The organism is Pseudomonas paraeruginosa PA7, from assembly GCF_000017205.1.
GTDB lineage: Bacteria > Pseudomonadota > Gammaproteobacteria > Pseudomonadales > Pseudomonadaceae > Pseudomonas > Pseudomonas paraeruginosa.
This window is the reverse complement of sequence record NC_009656.1, coordinates 533,123-547,493: the sequence shown is the minus strand read 5'-3', so window position 1 is coordinate 547,493 and position 14,371 is coordinate 533,123. Positions and strand designations below refer to the sequence as shown.

The window sequence follows — 14,371 nt, the reverse complement described above, 5'->3', positions numbered from 1 at the left end:
CACGACACCATGGCCAACTCACGCAAGCATCTGATCTACCTGGTCTACGGGCGACAGACCTACCACCAGGAAGCCCTGTTCAGCATCGCCAGCGCCTTCGCTCACCTGCGAGACGAACCGGCGCATGGCCTGACCGTCAGGGTCTATACCGACGACCCCAGCCCCTACGCCGGCCTGCCGGTGCAGGTCCGCCCACTGACCGCCGAGGAACTGGTCGCCTGGTGCCAACCGCACGGCTATCACTTCCGCGCCAAGCACGTGGCCCTGCGCGAGGCCCTGGAGGACGCCGACCAGGCATTGCTGATCGACACCGACACCTTCTTCCACAGTTCGCCCCTGCGCCTGTTCGAGCGCATCCAGCCCGGCCGCCTGCTGTGCAACGCGATCGGCGCGCGCTATGGCGAACATCGCAACTTCCCGCTCTACCGCGACCTCTCGGCCTACCTGTTCGAGCGCGGCTGGGCCGACGACGAGATGCACCAGCTCAACTCCGGCGTCATCGGCCTGCCCCGGGAAGAGGCGAAAATACTCGACCGTTCGTTGGAATTAATGGATGAACTCTATCCAATTGCCAACGGTGCCTATACTCTTGAGGAATTCGTCCTGGCCGTCGCCGCCCACAAGCGGCTGGAGCTGGTGGGTTGTACCGACCTGATCCACCATTACTGGAGCCGGAAACAGCTGTTCCGCGCGAAGATCCAGGCCTGGTTGTGCAAGCACGGTTCCTCCCTTCTCAGCGCTGCAGCCCTCGACGACACCCTGAAGGTGACCGATCGACTGCCACGCCCACCGCGTGCCAAGCGTCTGCTGTACAAGCTGGGAACCCTGCCGTTGCCGGCACCGATGCGCCAGTTCAGTATCGAGCTGCTCTACGGTTGCCACGAATACAGTAACGAGTTCGACCGGGCCTGCGGCCCCGTCTGGTGGGAGAAAGCCGCGACCAATGCCATCGAACGCTATCCGCGGGAACCGATTGCGGAACAAATCGAGGATTGGCTGAATCACAGCTTGCTGCGCAACCTCCTTGGCTCCCGGGCCAACGAGATCCGCCAGCATTTGCGCCAGCGTGACCTGCTCTGACCGCAGCCCTCCGTTGACGCTGCCCCCGGCCCCCCCACCCAGGGCCGGGAGCGAACCGGCCAGCGCCCCATACCCGGTGCGCGGCCATGCCCGCGAGGGCACCCGTTCGACACCGGCCTCCGAGCGCATACGCAGCGCCGCGGCCAGACCTTCCGCCCTGGCCGACAGAGCCCGAAGGTAGACAGGAGTTCGCAGAACTTGGTGATTTCACAGCAGCCGGCCTCGCCCCGGCCCATATAGGAAAACCCGCATGTCCTTTTCTTCCCTCGGACTCTCCGAGGCGCTTGCCCGCGCTGTGGAGGCTGCGGGCTACAGCCAGCCCACTCCCGTGCAACAGCGGGCGATTCCCGCCGTGTTGCAAGGTCGCGACCTGATGGTCGCGGCACAGACCGGCACCGGCAAGACCGGTGGTTTCGCCCTGCCGGTACTGGAGCGCCTGTTCCCCGCCGGTCATCCCGACCGCGAACACCGCCACGGCCCGCGCCAGGCGCGGGTGCTGGTACTGACCCCGACCCGCGAGCTGGCCGCCCAGGTGCATGACAGCTTCAAGGTCTACGCCCGCGACCTGCCGCTGAACAGCACCTGCATCTTCGGCGGGGTTGGCATGAACCCGCAGATCCAGGCCCTGGCCAAGGGCGTCGACGTGCTCGTCGCCTGCCCCGGCCGCCTGCTCGACCTGGCCGGGCAGAACAAGGTCGACCTGTCCCACGTGGAAATCCTCGTCCTCGACGAAGCCGACCGCATGCTCGACATGGGCTTCATCCACGATGTGAAGAAGGTCCTCGCCAAGCTGCCGCCCAAGCGCCAGAACCTGCTGTTCTCGGCGACCTTCTCGAAGGACATCGTCGACCTCGCCAACAAGCTCCTGCACAACCCGGAGCGCATCGAGGTGACGCCGCCGAACACCACGGTCGAGCGCATCGAGCAGCGCGTGTTCCGCCTGCCGGCGCCGCAGAAGCGCGCCCTGCTGGCGCACCTGGTGACCGTCGGCGCCTGGGAACAGGTGCTGGTCTTCACCCGTACCAAGCACGGCGCCAACCGCCTCGCCGAGTACCTGACCAAGCACGGCCTGCCGGCCGCCGCGATCCACGGCAACAAGAGCCAGAATGCGCGGACCAAGGCGCTGGCCGACTTCAAGGCCAACGACGTGCGGATCCTGGTGGCGACCGATATCGCCGCCCGCGGCCTGGACATCGACCAGTTGCCCCATGTGGTCAACTACGAACTGCCCAACGTCGAGGAAGACTACGTCCACCGTATCGGCCGTACCGGCCGCGCCGGCCGCAGCGGCGAGGCGATCTCGCTGGTGGCGCCGGACGAGGAGAAACTGCTCAAGGCCATCGAGAAGATGACCAGGCAGCGCATTCCCGACGGTGATCCCCAGGGCTTCGACCCGGAAGCCGTGCTGCCCGAGGTGGCCCAGCCGGAACCCCGCGAGGCGCCGCAGAAGCAGCCGCGCCGCGACAAGGAACGGCGCAGTCGTGAGCGCAAGCCGAAAGAGGCCCAGGCGCCCGCGGAAAACGCTGCCGTCGCCGGCCAGGACGGCGCCGAGAAGCCTGCCGGCAAGCGCCGCCGCCGTGGCGGCAAGAACAAGGAAAACCGCGAGGCCGGCCAGGCGCAGCAACCGCGGCAGAGCCGTGAAGCGCGTCCCGCCAAGCCCAATCGGCCGCCGGAAATCGACGGTAATCGCGATCCGGAAGAGTTCCTCGACGACGACTTCGACAATTTCGGCAACCGCGCCGACTACGTCAGCCCTTACCAGGGCCAGGAAAACAAAGGTCGCGGCCGCCGCGGCGGCCAGCAGAAGTCGCAGGGCGGCGCTGGCCAGCAGGGTCGTGGCCAGGGCCAGGGGCGCGGCAAGAGCCAGGGCAGCGCTCAAGGCGGCGCTCGCGGCCAGGGTGCCGGCCAGGGCAAGGCGAAGAAACCGCGCGCCGGCAAGCCGCGCGGCCAGGGCCGTGACAATCCTTCGCGGATGAGCGACGCGCCGCTGCGCGAGCCGTCCGAGTATGGCGTCGGCAAGCAGCCGAGCCGTCAGCCGGTGGTGATCAACAAGCGCGACCTGGTGCGCATGGATCGCTTCCCCACCGCCGAGCAGCTCGACGAGCTGGAACCACGGCGCAAGGGTGAGCGCCCCGCGCTGCTGACCCGCAACCGCTGAAGCACGGCGGGCCCCTGGGCCCGCCAACTTCCGCGAGGGATAAAAGAACGCCGACCCAAGGGTCGGCGTTCTTGCATGGCGCGGAAGGCGGATCAGGCCTGCGGATCTTCCTTCTTCGCGGTCTGCTGCTGGGTCACGGTCTGCTGGTTCCAGCCGCCGCCGAGGGCCTTGTACAGGTTGACCTCGCTGGTCAGCTGGTTGAGGCGGTCGGTGATCAGTTGCTGCTGCGCGGTGAACAGCGAGCGTTGCGCGTCGAGCAGGGTCAGGTAGTTGTCCACACCCGTGCGATAGCGCTTGTCGGCGAGCTGGTAGTACTCGTCGCTGGCCTTGACCAGGTCGCGCTGTGCCTGCAACTGCTCGGTGAAGGTGCCGCGCGCGGCCAGGCCGTCGGCGACTTCCTGGAACGCCGTCTGGATCGCCTTCTCGTACTGCGCGACGTTGATGTCCTTCTGGATCTTCGCGTAGTCCAGGCTGGCGCGCAGGCTGCCGGCGGTGAAGATCGGCAGGTTGATCGACGGCTGGAACAGCCAGGACCCCGAACCGGCGTCGAACAGGCCGGACAACTGGCGGCTCATGGTGCCGGCGTTGGCGGTCAGGCTGATGCTCGGGAAGAACGCCGCGCGCGCGGCGCCGATGCTGGCGTTGGCGGCCATGAGCTGGTGCTCGGCCTCGAGGATGTCCGGACGCCGCTGCAGCAGGTCAGACGGCAGGCCCGCCGGCACTTCGGTCAGCAGGGTCTGGTCCAGGCCCAGGCCTTGCGGCAGGTTCGCCGGGATCCCGGAACCCAGCAGCAGGACCAGCGCGTTCTGGTCCTGGGCCACCAGGCGGGTGTACTGCGCCAGGGTCGCCCGGGCGCCTTCCACGGCGGTCTGCGCCTGGCGCAGGTCGAGCGCGGAGGCGACGCCGACGTCATAGCTGCGCTGGGTCAGGTCGAAACTCTTCTGGTAAGTGCCCAGGGTGTCCCTGGTCAGTTGCAGCTGCGCCTGGTCGGCTTTCAGCGTCAGGTAGGCGGTCGCCACGCTGGCCACCAGGGTGGTCTGCGCGCTGCGCTGCGCCTGTTCGGTCGCCAGGTACTGCTCCAGGGCCTGGTCGCGCAGGCTGCGCAGGCGGCCGAAGAGATCGAGCTCCCAGGCGGTAGTGCCCAGGGTCACCCCGTACTGGCTGGAGATCGCCGGGTTGCCGGTGGTCGACAGGTCACCGGGCAGGCGCTGGCGGGTACCGCTGCCATCCACGCCGATCCGCGGGAACAGGTCGGCCCGCTGGATGCGGTACTGCGCGCGGAAGGCCTCGACGTTCAGCGCGGCGACGCGCAGGTCGCGGTTGTTTTCCAGCGCCACGCCGATCAGCTGCTGCAACTGCGGGTCGCGGAAGAACTCGCGCCAGCCGATGTCGGCGGCCGGAACGGCCGCCGCGCCGGTGTTCTGCCCGTAGGCCTGCCCTTGCGGGTAGGCCGCGGCTACCGGCGCCTCGGGGCGCTGGTAGTCGGGAATCAGCGAGCAGCCGGACAGAACGACAGCGGCTACCGCCAGGGAAAGGAAGGACCTTTTCATATCATTGCCCCTTTTCGGCCTCAGCCTGCTGCTTGGACGCCTCGTCCTTGAACAGCGTGCTGACCGCCACGTAGAACAGCGGTACCCAGAAGATCGCCAGGACGGTCGCGGTGACCATGCCGCCGATCACGCCGGTACCGATCGCATGCTGGCTGCCGGAGCCGGCGCCGGTGGAGATGGCCAGCGGCACCACGCCGAGGATGAACGCCAGGGAGGTCATCACGATCGGCCGCAGACGCATGCGGCAGGCCTCGATGGCCGCCTCGACGATACCCTTGCCCTGCTCGTGCAGCTCCTTGGCGAACTCCACGATGAGGATGGCGTTCTTCGCCGACAGGCCGATGGTCGTCAACAGGCCCACCTGGAAGAACACGTCGTTGGACAGTCCGCGCATGGAGGTCGCCAGCAGCGCGCCGATCACGCCCAACGGCACCACCAGCATCACCGAGAACGGAATCGACCAGCTTTCATAGAGCGCCGCCAGGCAGAGGAACACCACCAGCAGGGACAGCGCGTACAGCGCCGGCGCCTGCGAGCCGGACAGACGTTCCTCGTAGGACAGGCCGGTCCAGGAGTAGCCCACGCCTTTCGGCAGTTGCTTGACGATCTCCTCGACCGCCGCCATCGCGTCACCGGAACTCAGGCCGGGCGCCGGCTCGCCGAGGATTTCCATGGCCGGCACGCCGTTGTAGCGCTCCAGCTTCGGCGAGCCGTACTCCCACTTGCCGGTGGCGAAGGCGTTGAACGGCACCATCTCGCCCTTGTCGTTGCGCACGTACCACTTGCTCAGGTCGTCCGGATTCATCCGCGCGTCCGGCCTGCCCTGCAGGTAGACCCGCTTGACCCGGCCACGGTCGATGAAGTCGTTGACGTAGCTGGAACCCCAGGCGATCGATATCGTGCTGTTGATGTCGGCCAGGGACACGCCGAGGGCGCTGGCCTTCTCGTCGTCGATCTCCAGCTTGTATTGCGGTTCGTCGCTCATGCCGTTGGGGCGCACACGCTGCAGCGCAGGGTTCTGCGAGGCGAGCATGAGGAACTTGTTGCGCGCCTGGAGCAGGACTTCGTGGCCGACGCCCGCCTGGTCCTGGAGGAACAGGTCGAAACCGGTGGCGTTACCCAGTTCCAGTACCGACGGCGGAGCGAAGGCGAACACCATCGCGTCCTTGAAGCTGAAGAAGTGCATCTGCGCGCGCTTGGCCAGTTCGAACACGCTGTTCTCGCCACCGGGACGCTCTTCCCAGGGCTTGAGCATGATGAAGGCCATGCCCGAACTCTGGCCGCGGCCGGCGAAGTTGAAGCCGGTGACGGTGAACACCGAGCTGACCGAAGAGCTTTCCTTCTCCAGCAGGTATTCGCGCATCGAGTCCACCACCACCTGGGTACGCTCGGCGGTGGAGCCCGGCGGGGTCTGTACCTGGGCGAAGAGTACGCCCTGGTCTTCGTCGGGGAGGAACGCGGTGGGAATGCGGGTGAACATCCAGATCATCCCGGCCACGATCACCACGTAGATCAGCAGGTACGGCGCGCGATGCTTGAGGATCGACGCCACGCCACGCTCGTAGCCGTGGGTGGTGGACAGGAACATCCGGTTGAACCAGCCGAAGAAGCCGCCCTTGTGCTCGCCGTGATCGCCTTTCTCGATCGGCTTGAGCATGGTCGCGCACAGCGCCGGGGTGAGGATCAGCGCCACGATCACCGAGAGGGCCATGGCCGACACGATGGTGATGGAGAACTGCCGGTAGATCACCCCGGTGGAACCGCCGAAGAACGCCATCGGCAGGAATACCGCCGAGAGCACCATGGCGATGCCGACCAGCGCGCCCTGGATCTGGCCCATGGACTTGCGCGCCGCCTCCCTTGGCGACAGGCCTTCCTCGGCCATCACCCGCTCGACGTTCTCCACCACCACGATGGCGTCGTCCACCAGCAGGCCGATGGCCAGCACCATGCCGAACATGGTCAGGGTGTTGATCGAGAAGCCGAACGCGGCGAGCACGCCGAAGGTCCCCAGCAGTACCACCGGCACGGCGATGGTCGGGATCAGCGTGGCGCGGAAGTTCTGCAGGAACAGGTACATCACCAGGAACACGAGGAGGATCGCCTCGCCGAGGGTCTTCACTACCTCATGGATCGAGGCCGAGACCACCGGGGTGGTGTCGTACGGGTAGACCACCTTCATGCCCTGCGGCATGAACGGTTCCAGGTTGGCGATGGTCTGGCGGATCGCCTTGGCGGTATCCAGCGCGTTGGCGCCGGTGGCCAGCTTGATCGCGATACCGGACGCCGGGCTGCCGTTGAACTGCGCGTTGATGCTGTAGTCCTGGCCGCCCAGGCCGACGTCGGCGACGTCCTTCAGACGCACCTGGGAACCGTCGGGATTGACCTTGAGCAGGATCTTCTCGAACTGCTCCGCGGTCTGCAGGCGGGTCTTGCCGATGATGGTGGCGTTGAGCTGCTGGCCCTTGACCGCCGGCAGGCCGCCGAGCTGGCCGGAGGAAATCTGCACGTTCTGCGCCTGGATCGCCGCACTCACGTCGCCGGGGGTCAGCTGGTAGCTGTTCAGCTTGGCCGGGTCGAGCCAGATGCGCATCGAGTACTGCGAACCGAACACCTGGAAGTCACCGACGCCCTTGGTCCGCGACAGCGGGTCCTGGATGTTGGAGACGATGTAGTTCGACAGGTCTTCCTTGGTCATGCTGCCGTCGGTGGAAACCACACCGACCACCATGAGGAAGTTCTTCACCGCCTTGGTCACCCGGATGCCTTGGCGCTGAACTTCCTGCGGCAGCAGCGGGGTCGCCAGTTGCAGCTTGTTCTGCACCTGGACCTGGGCGATGTCGGGGTCGGTGCCCTGCTCGAAGGTCACGGTGATGGTCATGCTGCCGTCGGAGTTACTCTCCGAGGAGATGTAGCGCAGATTGTCGATCCCGTTCATCTGCTGCTCGATCACCTGGACCACGGTGTCCTGCACCGTCTCGGCCGAGGCGCCCGGGTAGCTCACCTGCACGGCGATGGCCGGCGGGGCGATGGCCGGGTACTGGTTGACCGGCAGACTGAGGATCGACAGGCCGCCCGCGAGCATGATCACCAAGGCGATCACCCACGCGAAAATGGGCCTATCAATGAAAAACTTCGACATTACGAATCCCCTTGATCAGCCCTTGCTGTCGGTTTTCGCCGGAGCGGCGTCGGCCTTCTGCGCGGACGCGACATTCTTCGCCGGCACGGTCTTCACCTCGACACCCGGCTGCACGAACTGCAGGCCTTCGGTAATGATCTTGTCGCCGGCGTTCAGGCCTTCGGTGACCAGCCACTTGTCGCCGATCACCCGGTCGGCCTTGATCACCCGCAGCTCGACCTTGTTCTGCGCGTTCACCACCAGCGCGGTGGCCTGGCCCTTGAGGTCGCGGGTCACGCCCTGCTGCGGGGCGAGGATGGCCTTCTGCTTGACGCCTTCCTGCAACTGCGCATGGACGAACATGCCGGGCAGCAGCTCGTTGTTCGGGTTGGGGAACACGGCGCGGATGGTCACCGAACCGGTGCCCTCGTCGACCGAGACCTCGGAGAACTCGAGACGGCCTTCCAGCGGGTATTGGCTACCGTCTTCCAGCTTCAGGGAAACCTTCGCCGCGTTGTCGCCGGCGCGTTCCAACTGGCCGCTGGCCAGCTCGCGACGCAGGCGCAGCAGGGCGGTGGACGGCTGGGTGACGTCGACGTAGATCGGGTCGAGCTGCTGCACGGTGGCCATCGCGTTGGCCTGGCCGTTGGTCACCAGGGCGCCTTCGGTCACCGCGGAACGACCGATGCGGCCGGAGATCGGCGACAGTACCTTGGTGTAGCGCAGGTTGATCCGCGCCTGCTCCACCGCGGCCTTGGACTGCAGGTAGGCGGCGTTGGCGTCGGCGTACTGCTGCTTGCTCACGGCCTGGTCGGCGACCAGCAGCTTGAAGCGCTGGGCCTGCTCCTGGGTCGAGGCCAGGTTGGCCTGGGCGCTCTGGTAGTCGGCCTCGTAGGTGGCGGGGTCGATCTGGTAGAGCTGCTGCCCGGCCTTGACGTCGCTGCCTTCCTTGAACAGGCGCTTGAGGATGATGCCGTTCACCTGGGGACGCACCTCGGCGATGCGGAACGCGTTGGTCCGGCCCGGCAGCTCGGTATTCAGCGTCACCGTCTGCGCTTCCAGGGTCACGATCCCGACCTCCGGCGTCTGCGCCGGCGGCGGCGCCTCGCTTTTTCCGCACCCGGAAAGGGCCGAAATCGCGACCAGCAGGGCCGGAACCAGTACACGCATGGCTGGCGTTCGTTGCATAGCGTTGTCCTCATGAGCGAAAGCGGCCGATGCAGCGTGAAGGCGCTGCACCGGCTCGAAGAAGGCAGGCAAAATACTTACATTCATAGGTGTTTGTAAACGTCCGGAAGCCTCGCGTGAAAACACCTGAAACGTTTTAGCTCGATGGCCGGTTATCCACCCGGCGCCATGGCCCATATTCAGAACCTGAAACAAGGTTGATAAGGTCAACTAAAATAAGCAAAATGGTTGACTGGATCAACCACATTTACATTAGGTTTACTCGGCCAGACCAATGAACTACCCCGTCAACCCCGACCTGATGCCCGCGCTGATGGCGGTCTTCCAGCATGTACGGACGCGCATCCAGAGCGAGCTCGATCGCCAGCGGCTCGACCTCACTCCGCCCGACGTCCATGTCCTGAAGCTCATCGACGAACAGCGCGGGCTGAACCTGCAGGACCTGGGGCGGCAGATGTGCCGCGACAAGGCGCTGATCACCCGGAAAATCCGCGAGCTGGAAGGCCGCAGCCTGGTCCGCCGCGAACGCAACCCCAGCGACCAGCGCAGCTTCCAGTTGTTCCTCACCGACGAGGGCCTGGCTATCCACCGTCACGCGGAAGCCATCATGTCATGCGTGCATGACGAGTTGTTTGCCCCGCTCACCCCGGAGGAGCAGGCCACCCTGGTGCATCTCCTCGACCAGTGCCTGGCCGCGCAACCGCTTGAGGATATTTAAGAACATTCTTTTCGAAGCACAATGAAAAACGCCGGCGATCGCCGGCGTTTTTCATTTTCAGGTATCCGCTTACTGGCGAATGCCTTCGACGGAGAGCAGCAGCTCGACTTCCTGGGATGCCGGGCCGAGGTCCATCTTGATGCCGAAGTCCTTCAGCTTCAGGGTGGCGCTGCCTTCGAAGCCGGCGCGGTAGCCGCCCCACGGGTCGTTGCCCTGGCCAAGCAGCTTGGCCTTGATGGTGACCGGCTTGGTCACGCCGTTCAGGGTCAGGTTGCCGGTGATGTCGGCGCTGTCGCCATTGGCCTTCACCTCGGTGGACTCGAAGGTCGCGGTCGGGTTCTTGCCGACGTTGAGGAAATCGCCGCTGCGCAGGTGCTTGTCACGCTCGGCATGGTTGGTGTCCACGCTGTTGGTGTTGATGGTCACCTTGACCTTGTCGGCCGACGGGTTCTTCTCGTCGAAGGTGAAGCTGCCGTCGAAGTCGTTGAAGCGGCCATACAGCCAGCTATAGCCCAGGTGCTTGATGCGGAACTCGATGAAGGCGTGCTGGCCTTCCTTGTCGATCTTGTAGTCCGCGGCCATTGCCTGGCCGGCGGTGAACAGGGCGGAGCCGAGCGCCAGCGCGGCAAGGGTCTTCTTCAGCATGGACATTCTCCTTAACGTGGTTGTTGTTCATTCGACGAGCGACCGAGCATGCGCTTTAGGGTCGGATCGCGGTCGACGAAGTGGTGCTTGAGGGCGGCGAAGGCATGGAGGACGGCGAAGACCACCAGCGCCCAGGCCAGGTAGAGATGGATTTCCCCGGCGACGTCCGCCTGGTCGGGCAGGCCGCTGAGGGTGGCCGGCACGGAGAACCAGCCGAATACGCTGATCGGCTCGCCGTCGGCGGTGGAAATCAGGTAGCCGGCGACGATCACCGCGACCAGCAGGGCGTACAGCGCCAGGTGGCCGAGCTTGCTCGCCACCCGGGTGGCGGGGCCGTGATTGGCCGGCGCCGGCGGCGGCGGGCTGACGAAACGCCAGACGATCCGCACCAGCAGGGCGATCGCCAGCAGAATGCCGATGCTCTTGTGCAGCGCCGGAGCGGGGTGGTACCAGGGGTCGTAATAGCTCAGCTCGCGCATCCACAGGCCCAGGCCGAACAGGCCGAAGACCACCAGCGCGCTGCCCCAGTGCAGGAACAGGCTGAACACGCCGTAACGAGAAGAGGTATTGCGCCACTGCATGAAAAAACTTCCTTGAAAAGCGAAGCATCAAGACTAGCGGCAAACCGATCGAATTAAAGCAAGAAAATCCTGCTTTGAAACATCGACTCACAAGATAGGTTCGCAGGCTAAGGAAAATTCCCTGGACGCCCGCGCCAGCGGCTGCGCAGGGCGCCGGAGGGTCCGGCGCCCGCGAGGGGAATCAATCGAACAGGCGGGTGAACCAGGCGAACGGATTCTTCTTCTCGCCATCGGCCTTCGGCGCGGCGACCTTCTCGGCCTTGGCCACCATCGGCGCGCCTTCGATGACCGGGGTCTTGCCGGCGTACAGGTCGCGCACCTGGCTGGCGGCGCGCTTGCCGCTGCGCAGCGCGCCTTCGATGGTACCGGGATACAGCGCGTCGGTATGCTCGCCGGCGAAGGCCACCCGCGCCAGCGGCTGTTCCCAGATCCGCCAGAAGCGCGTGACCTGGCCCGGACCATAGGCCAGGTAGGACCCGCCGGTGCCCGGATCGGCGCTATAGCGGCGGATCTCGTAGCCGGCGAAGGCGCCACGCATCTTCGGATAGAACTTGTTCATGCGGATCAGCACCTGGTCGACCATCTGCCGGTCGCCGAAAGCCTGCAGCACGCGGGCGTTGTCGCCGGACAGGTTGATCAGCACGTTGGCGCCGCCCTTCAGCGCCGGCTCGACCCAGATCATGCCCAGACCCTGGTCGCTGAAAATCTCGCCGGAGAGGCGCGACTTGTCGTCCCACACCGGGCGCTTGAACTTCAGCAGGATCTGGTCGCGCCAGCCGTAGTTGGTGCCTTTCAGGGCGGACATCTGGGTGCCGCTCAGGGCCGGGGTCATCTGGATCTGCGCCAGCGCCTTCAGCGGCACCGCGAGGACCACGTAGTCGGCCTTGTAGGTTTGGCTGCCGGCCTTGACGGTGACGCCGTCCCTGGCCTGGACGATGCTCGATACCTTGGCCTTGGTCTTGATCGTCTTGAGCTGCTTGACGAAGGCCTCGGCCAGCACCTGGCTGCCGCCGGGCAGGCGCGCCGCACGCAGGTCGCGGTCGTCGACGCCGCGGTAGGCGCGGCCCTGCTGGGCCAGGTAGAGCAGCGACAGGCGCGACGGTTCGTCGTAGCGCGAACGGATGCGCTGGTTGACCAGCAGGCGCGCGGTCGGCGACAGGTTCAGCTTGTCCAGCCAACGCGCGGCATTCATCTGGTCGAGGGCGAACAGGGTGTTGTTCGAGGCCGGGTTGAGCGGATCGGAGATCGACGCCGAGAGGTCGTCGAGGGTCTGCTCGAAGCGCTTGAGGTCGGCGGCGACGTTCGGCTGCTTGAGGGCGAGGTCGCTGCTGCTGTAGTACAGGCCGTCGATCAGGTAGCTGGGGGTCCGCACGAAGTCCGGCGCCGGTACCGATTTCAGCTTGAAGGTGTCCAGGTAGCCGTTGAGGTTGGGCTGGACCTTCTGGTTGCCGACCCATTCGCTGGTGGCCAGCCCGGAACGCCCGCCGACTTGCGGCCGTGCCTCGAGGACAGTGACTTGCCAGCCGTCCTTCTGCAGTTCGTAGGCCGCGCTCAGGCCCGCAAGGCCCGCTCCGACGACGATCGCCGTCGGTTGTTTGTCCTTGCCCAGCGCGACCGCGCTGAACACCCCCAACACGAGAAACGCCGCGGCGCGCAGCCACCTTAACGACATACCGGACTCCCCAGGAAAAGAAGCGAAGACACAACGGCGCGCAGCATACGCCAGAGCCGTTTGGGCCACCATAGGAGTCCGTCGGCGACTGCTGTCGGATGTGTCCCAACCTGCCGGGTTGTTCATCTCACCCCCATTGCATAGGCTTTGCCGACCGATCCGAGGAGACAGCCCATGGGCCTTAACGCCGACTGGATGCAGCGCGACCTGAACGTGCTCTGGCATCCCTGCACCCAGATGAAAGACCACGAACGCCTGCCGGTGATCCCGATCCGCCGTGGCGAAGGCGTCTGGCTGGAAGACTTCGAGGGCAAGCGCTACATCGACGCGGTCAGCTCCTGGTGGGTCAACGTCTTCGGCCACGCCAACCCGCGGATCAACCAGCGCATCAAGGACCAGGTCGACCAGCTGGAGCACGTGATCCTCGCCGGTTTCAGCCACCAGCCGGTGATCGAGCTGTCGGAGCGGCTGGTGAAGATCACCCCGCCGGGGCTGGACCGCGTGTTCTATGCCGACAGCGGCTCGGCGGGCATCGAGGTGGCGCTGAAGATGAGCTACCACTTCTGGCTCAATAGCGGCAGGCCGCGCAAGAAGCGCTTCGTCACCCTGACCAACAGCTACCACGGCGAAACCATCGCGGCGATGTCGGTGGGCGACGTGGCGCTGTTCACCGAGACCTACAAGTCGCTGCTGCTGGACACCATCAAGGTGCCCAGCCCGGACTGCTTCCTGCGTCCGGACGGCATGTGCTGGGAAGAACACTCGCGGAACATGTTCGCCCACATGGAGCGCACCCTGGCCGAAGGGCACGACGAGATCGCCGCGGTCATCGTCGAACCGCTGATCCAGGGCGCCGGCGGCATGCGCATGTACCACCCGGTCTACCTCAAGCTGCTGCGCGAAGCCTGCGACCGCTATGGCGTGCACCTGATCCACGACGAGATCGCGGTGGGCTTCGGCCGCACCGGGACGATGTTCGCCTGCGAGCAGGCCGGCATCGCCCCGGATTTCCTCTGCCTGTCCAAGGCCCTCACCGGCGGCTACCTGCCGATGTCCGCGGTGCTGACCACCGAGACCGTCTACCGGGGCTTCTACGACGACTACCAGACCCTGCGCGCCTTCCTCCACTCGCACACCTATACCGGCAACCCGCTGGCCTGCGCCGCCGCCCTGGCGACCCTGGACATCTTCGAGGAAGACAAGGTGATCGAGGCCAACCGCGCGCTGTCCACCCGCATGGCCAGGGCCACCGCGCACCTGGCCGACCACCCGCACGTGGCCGAGGTGCGCCAGACCGGGATGGTTCTGGCCATCGAAATGGTCCAGGACAAGGCATCCAGGACACCCTACCCCTGGCAGGAGCGCCGCGGCCTGAAGGTCTTCCAGCATGGCCTGGAGCGCGGCGCGCTGCTGCGCCCGCTGGGCAGCGTGGTGTATTTCCTGCCGCCCTACGTGATCACCCCGGAGCAGATCGACTTCCTCGCCGAGGTGGCCAGCGAAGGCATCGACATCGCCACCCGCGACGCAGTCAGCGTGGCGGTCAGCGACTTTCACCCGGACCACCGCGACCCGGGCTGAACGTCGCCGCCCCTTCGTCCCGAGGGGGCCGGTTCCAGCGCCCCGCGGCAGGCAGTACACTGCGCGCCTGTCGCCACTAC

The 14,371-nt window shown here is 65.9% G+C and carries 10 protein-coding genes; 4 read left to right on the top strand and 6 right to left on the bottom strand.

Features of this window, described 5'->3' with window-relative positions:
- The first annotated feature begins 9 nt into the window (after nt 1-9).
- Both PSPA7_RS02525 and rhlE2 read left to right on the top strand, forming a co-directional pair.
- A complete protein-coding gene (locus PSPA7_RS02525; protein WP_012074014.1) occupies nt 10-1,080 on the top strand; it encodes a hypothetical protein in 1,071 nt (356 codons plus the stop codon).
- A 250-nt stretch (nt 1,081-1,330) separates the two neighbouring features.
- A complete protein-coding gene (gene rhlE2 / locus PSPA7_RS02520; RefSeq protein ID WP_012074013.1) occupies nt 1,331-3,238 on the top strand; it encodes an RNA helicase RhlE2 in 1,908 nt (635 codons plus the stop codon).
- Nucleotides 3,239-3,330: 92 nt separating this feature from the next.
- Here rhlE2 and oprM read toward each other — a convergent pair whose 3' ends face one another.
- The 3 genes from oprM to mexA are packed head-to-tail and all read right to left on the bottom strand — an operon-like array spanning nt 3,331 to nt 9,097.
- Nucleotides 3,331-4,788, bottom strand: a complete 1,458-nt coding sequence (gene oprM, locus PSPA7_RS02515; protein ID WP_012074012.1) for a multidrug efflux RND transporter outer membrane channel subunit OprM — start codon at nt 4,786-4,788, stop codon at nt 3,331-3,333.
- Nucleotide 4,789: 1 nt separating this feature from the next.
- Nucleotides 4,790-7,930 (bottom strand): multidrug efflux RND transporter permease subunit MexB, encoded by a 3,141-nt coding sequence (mexB, locus tag PSPA7_RS02510; protein WP_003153085.1) that lies wholly within the window; start codon nt 7,928-7,930, stop codon nt 4,790-4,792.
- Between the two features lie 15 nt (nt 7,931-7,945).
- Nucleotides 7,946-9,097 carry a multidrug efflux RND transporter periplasmic adaptor subunit MexA gene (gene mexA, locus PSPA7_RS02505; protein WP_033999646.1) on the bottom strand — a complete coding sequence of 384 codons (1,152 nt, stop codon included), beginning with the start codon at nt 9,095-9,097 and terminating at the stop codon, nt 7,946-7,948.
- Nucleotides 9,098-9,371: 274 nt separating this feature from the next.
- On the opposite strand from mexA, the gene mexR reads away from it, so the two are divergent.
- A complete protein-coding gene (gene mexR / locus PSPA7_RS02500; protein WP_003153084.1) occupies nt 9,372-9,815 on the top strand; it encodes an effux pump transcriptional repressor MexR in 444 nt (147 codons plus the stop codon).
- A gap of 69 nt (nt 9,816-9,884) precedes the next feature.
- On the opposite strand, the gene PSPA7_RS02495 is transcribed toward mexR, so the two are convergent.
- The 3 genes from PSPA7_RS02495 to PSPA7_RS02485 form a co-directional block, all read right to left on the bottom strand.
- Complete coding sequence (locus PSPA7_RS02495) at nt 9,885-10,460, bottom strand: YceI family protein (RefSeq protein ID WP_003155469.1); 576 nt, start codon at nt 10,458-10,460, stop codon at nt 9,885-9,887.
- Nucleotides 10,461-10,471: 11 nt separating this feature from the next.
- Nucleotides 10,472-11,041: a cytochrome b gene (locus PSPA7_RS02490; RefSeq protein ID WP_012074010.1), complete on the bottom strand. Its 570-nt coding sequence runs from the start codon at nt 11,039-11,041 to the stop codon at nt 10,472-10,474.
- A 181-nt stretch (nt 11,042-11,222) separates the two neighbouring features.
- On the bottom strand, nt 11,223-12,713 hold the full coding sequence (locus PSPA7_RS02485) for a flavin monoamine oxidase family protein (RefSeq protein ID WP_012074009.1): 1,491 nt from the start codon (nt 12,711-12,713) through the stop codon (nt 11,223-11,225).
- Between the two features lie 174 nt (nt 12,714-12,887).
- Here PSPA7_RS02485 and PSPA7_RS02480 point away from each other — a divergent pair, with 174 nt between their 5' ends.
- The gene (locus tag PSPA7_RS02480) at nt 12,888-14,291 is read left to right on the top strand and encodes an adenosylmethionine--8-amino-7-oxononanoate transaminase (RefSeq protein ID WP_012074008.1); all 1,404 of its coding nucleotides are present in this window, start codon (nt 12,888-12,890) and stop codon (nt 14,289-14,291) included.
- The last annotated feature ends 80 nt before the right edge of the window (nt 14,292-14,371 follow it).

Bases quoted from the DNA above. Each gene is read 5' to 3' on its own strand.
- PSPA7_RS02525 (WP_012074014.1), top strand. From the start codon at position 10: ATGGCCAACTCACGCAAGCATCTGATCTACCTGGTCTACGGGCGACAG.
- mexR (WP_003153084.1), top strand. From the start codon at position 9,372: ATGAACTACCCCGTCAACCCCGACCTGATGCCCGCGCTGATGGCGGTC.
- PSPA7_RS02480 (WP_012074008.1), top strand. From the start codon at position 12,888: ATGGGCCTTAACGCCGACTGGATGCAGCGCGACCTGAACGTGCTCTGG.
- PSPA7_RS02495 (WP_003155469.1), bottom strand. From the start codon at position 10,460: ATGCTGAAGAAGACCCTTGCCGCGCTGGCGCTCGGCTCCGCCCTGTTC.
- PSPA7_RS02485 (WP_012074009.1), bottom strand. From the start codon at position 12,713: ATGTCGTTAAGGTGGCTGCGCGCCGCGGCGTTTCTCGTGTTGGGGGTG.
- mexB (WP_003153085.1), bottom strand. From the start codon at position 7,930: ATGTCGAAGTTTTTCATTGATAGGCCCATTTTCGCGTGGGTGATCGCC.
- oprM (WP_012074012.1), bottom strand. From the start codon at position 4,788: ATGAAAAGGTCCTTCCTTTCCCTGGCGGTAGCCGCTGTCGTTCTGTCC.
- mexA (WP_033999646.1), bottom strand. From the start codon at position 9,097: ATGCAACGAACGCCAGCCATGCGTGTACTGGTTCCGGCCCTGCTGGTC.
- rhlE2 (WP_012074013.1), top strand. From the start codon at position 1,331: ATGTCCTTTTCTTCCCTCGGACTCTCCGAGGCGCTTGCCCGCGCTGTG.
- PSPA7_RS02490 (WP_012074010.1), bottom strand. From the start codon at position 11,041: ATGCAGTGGCGCAATACCTCTTCTCGTTACGGCGTGTTCAGCCTGTTC.